At 55.6% G+C, this 3,788-nt stretch carries 5 protein-coding genes; all 5 read left to right on the top strand.

What is annotated here, in order from left to right:
* The coding region (locus ACTG34_RS01995; RefSeq protein WP_439103373.1) for an RsfS/YbeB/iojap family protein at nt 1-110 on the top strand (110 nt) is incomplete at its 5' end.
* The gene (gene rlmH / locus ACTG34_RS01990; protein WP_439103369.1) at nt 110-580 is read left to right on the top strand and encodes a 23S rRNA (pseudouridine(1915)-N(3))-methyltransferase RlmH; all 471 of its coding nucleotides are present in this window, start codon (nt 110-112) and stop codon (nt 578-580) included. The genes ACTG34_RS01995 and rlmH, both read left to right, overlap by 1 nt.
* Nucleotides 581-673: 93 nt before the next feature.
* Nucleotides 674-2,200, top strand: a complete 1,527-nt coding sequence (gpmI, locus tag ACTG34_RS01985; RefSeq protein WP_439103368.1) for a 2,3-bisphosphoglycerate-independent phosphoglycerate mutase — start codon at nt 674-676, stop codon at nt 2,198-2,200.
* Nucleotides 2,197-3,324 carry a murein hydrolase activator EnvC family protein gene (locus tag ACTG34_RS01980; RefSeq protein ID WP_439103367.1) on the top strand — a complete coding sequence of 376 codons (1,128 nt, stop codon included), beginning with the start codon at nt 2,197-2,199 and terminating at the stop codon, nt 3,322-3,324. Before gpmI ends, ACTG34_RS01980 begins: the two co-directional genes overlap by 4 nt.
* Before the next feature lie 57 nt (nt 3,325-3,381).
* Nucleotides 3,382-3,788, top strand: a 407-nt coding sequence (locus ACTG34_RS01975; protein ID WP_439103366.1) for a S41 family peptidase, incomplete at its 3' end; no start/stop codon positions are given.

Here is a 3,788-nt window from a genome sequence, read left to right as displayed (position 1 = left end):
CGGGCGATGTTGTCGTTCATATCTTCCGTCCGGAAGTGCGCGAATTCTATCAGCTGGAGAAGATGTGGCTGCCGACAGATGAGGCGGCGACCAAAGCGACCAAGAGCTGATGCGCGTTCATATTTGCGCTGTGGGCCGGCTCCGTTCCGGCCCAGAAGCGACTCTCATTGATGACTACACGACACGATTTGATCGGACGGGGCGCGCATTGGGCCTCGGCCCGCTCTCCCTCAACGAAGTCGAAGATAAAAAAGGTGGAGGCATGCCTGCCGAAGCTGCGCTATTAGAGCGCGCGATCCCTAAGGGCGCGATGATTGTCACGATGGATGAGCGCGGCAAGACGCTTACATCTCCGGAATTTGCAGACAAGTTGGCACAGTGGCGCGATAACGGATGCCAAGATGTCGCGTTCGTTATTGGCGGCGCTGATGGCATTGATCCCGCCTTGCGGGCGCAATCCGACTTTTCAATTTCTCTTGGAAAAATGGTTTGGCCGCACATGCTTGTCCGCGCCATGCTCACTGAACAGCTTTATCGTGGGGCGTCGATCCTTGCGGGGTCGCCCTACCATCGAGTTTAGGGCATATATTTTGTCCGCAATTTTGTTGTCTAAGGTTCACGCGGGCAAATCCCAGCGCTAGAACGTGATTAGAGAAAAAGACAGGAGCCGATCATGGCCGCACCAAAACCCGTCGTCCTTTGCATTTTAGATGGTTGGGGAATTAGTCCGACCGGTGATTCAAGTGCGCCGGATTTGGCAGACACCCCGAATTTTGACCGTCTCATGGAGAACTGTCCGCACAGTACATTGATCACCTACGGCCCCGATGTCGGTCTGCCGTCCGGTCAGATGGGCAACTCGGAAGTTGGTCACACGAATATCGGCGCAGGCCGTGTCGTGGCTATGGATCTGGGTCAAATTGACTTGGCGATCGAGGACGGTTCCTTTTTCGACAATTCCGAAATTATCCGGTTTTGCGAGACGTTAAAGATGAGCGGTGGTACGGCCCATCTCATGGGCGTGATTTCCAATGGCGGCGTGCATGGCCATATCGAGCACACGCTTGCCGCAGCTAAAGCAGTTGCAGATCGTGGTGTGCCAGTGATTATTCACGCGATTACAGACGGGCGCGATGTCGCCCCGAAATCCGCCGATACGTTCATGTCGGATTTTGTGGCCCGCCTTCCCGAAGGTGTTGCGATAGGTACGGTAATTGGGCGCTATTTTGCACTGGATCGCGACAACCGTTGGGAGCGCGTCAGCCAAGCGTATTTTGCGATTATTAACGGCAAGGGGATCGAGCGCGCAGCGACGCCGATTGAGGCAATCCAAGAATCTTATGCGCGGAGCGAGACTGACGAATTCGTCAAGGCCACGGTGATCGGTGACTACGCGGGTGCAACAGACGGGGATGGTGTGTTTTGCCTGAATTTCCGCGCGGACCGCGCACGTGAGATCTTGCGCGCCATTGGTGAGCCGGATTTCGCAGAATTCGAGACGGGGCCGCGCCCGAAATTCGCCGCTTTGCTTGGTATGGTCCAGTATTCGACTGAGCATAATGCATACATGGGTGTTGCGTACCCTAAGGGCGAAATATCCAATACGCTTGGGGAGTGGGTTGCAACGCAGGGTTTGCGCCAATTCCGCCTCGCAGAAACGGAGAAATATCCGCATGTCACGTTCTTTTTGAATGGTGGCAAGGAAGCTGCCGAGAAAGGCGAAGATCGCTTTATGCCGCAGTCGCCTAAGGTCGCAACCTATGATCTACAGCCGGAAATGAGTGCGCCCGAAGTCACCGAAAAGTTTGTCGGTGCGATCGACGCTGGTTATGATCTTATCGTTACTAACTACGCAAATCCCGACATGGTTGGCCATACTGGCGATTTACAGGCCGCAATGAAGGCCTGTGAGGCCGTGGATCAGGGGCTTGGTCAGGTCATCAATGCGCTCGAACGGGTGGGCGGCGCGATGGTGGTGATCGCGGATCACGGAAATTGCGAGACTATGATCGATCCCGTGACGGGCGGCGCCCATACGGCACATACGACAAACCCTGTGCCCGTGATCGTCTTTAATGGTCCGCAAAATACATCCTTGCGGGAGGGCGGACGTTTGGCCGATGTTGCGCCAACACTGCTTGATCTTATGGGGTTGCCTTTGCCAGATGAAATGACTGGTCGGACGTTAATTCAAAGATGAAATTGACAGGCGCAATAGTCCTCACTTTGCTTGTCGGCATAAGCAGCGCGGTGGCGCAACCGGCAAGTCCGGTCGCCCTTGCTCAAGCGGCACGCGAACAATTTGCAGCCGCTCACGCACAGCTGGAAGCGGCGGATGGCGCATCCAACCGCGTCAAGGCATTGAGTAGCGTGATCCGCGCCTACGAAGAGGGGCTTGAGGCGATGCGTGCGGGCCTTCGTCAAATATCACTCCGCGAAGCCGAATTATCAGAGGCCTTTGAGGATGAAAGCGGTCAAGTGGCCGCACTCCTCGGAGTTTTGGTCACATTACAGCCCGATGCGACTCCTGAAGCGCTTGTTCATCCAACGGGCCCGCTTGGGCACGCGCGGGCAGGCATGTTAGTGTCGTCTGTTACGCCCGCAATGCAAGAGGCCGCGGACGTTTTGAGAGTTCAGTTGCAAGAAGCAACGATCCTGCGTGAACTGCAAGACGAAGCGGTAGCGACACTGTCTGTCGGCCTCAAAGATGCTCAGCAGGCACGCACGGAACTTAGTCAGGCGATGTCCGACCGTGTGGATTTGCCCAAGCGCTTTGTGACCGATAGCGAGCGACTTCGAACCCTTATTGAAAGCTCGGAAACGCTGGAATCCTTTGCCTCCGGTTTGGCGGTTATGGATGTTGTCGATGGGGTTGCGCCGCTGCCTGATTTCGGGGCTACAAAAGGGACGTGGCCGATGCCGGTGCGCGGCCGTATTTTGCGCGGGTTCAATGAGGCAGATGCGGCGGGCGTGGCGCGCCCTGGCGTTCTCGTTGCGACACGTCAGTTGTCTCTTGTAACCAGTCCTTGGTCTGCCACCGTGCGTTATCATGGCGAATTCTTAGACTACGGAAACGTGATGATCCTTGAGCCAAGCAATGATGTATTGTTGGTTTTGGCTGGATTAGAAGAGGTGTACGGCGAAATCGGAGAGGTTATTCCTGAGGGCGCAGCAATCGGTTTGATGGGGGGCGTTGCCCTTGATCTCGCGGCTTTTGTTGAAAATGCCGAGGATGGGACTGGTGCAGGTCTTTCCGAAACGCTTTATATTGAGGTAAGAGAAGGTGGACAGCCGGTTGATCCGGCAGTGTGGTTCACACAGTAGGCCGATTTTCGGTCGAATGGATACACGAGGGACTCATGTCCCGAGAGAGGAATACGCATGAAAAAGCACATGATGGCAGGCGTCGCGGGTATCCTCGCGGGAACACTGATTACGACTCAGTTTGCCGGACCCCTGATCGCGCAGGAGGCCGAAAAGACGACCAATGTGTATGAGCAGCTTGATTTGTTCGGGGATGTGTTTGAGCGGATCCGTGCTCAATATGTCGAACCCGTTGACGAAGAAGCGCTGATCGAGTCTGCGATTGACGGGATGTTATCGTCTCTTGATCCACACTCGTCCTACTTGTCGCCCAAAGATGCCGCAGCGATGCAGGTTCAGACGTCCGGTTCGTTTGGTGGTCTGGGTATCGAGGTGACGCAGGAGGAAGGTTTCGTCAAAGTTGTTGCGCCGATGGATGGCACCCCCGCCGACATCGCAGGTGTCGAAGCGGGTGATTTCATCAC

The sequence above is a fragment of the Celeribacter marinus genome, from assembly GCF_965656515.1.
Classification (GTDB): domain Bacteria; phylum Pseudomonadota; class Alphaproteobacteria; order Rhodobacterales; family Rhodobacteraceae; genus Celeribacter; species Celeribacter marinus_D.
Note: the sequence above shows the minus strand (reverse complement) of the source record. Positions and strands in the feature narration are given on the sequence as shown.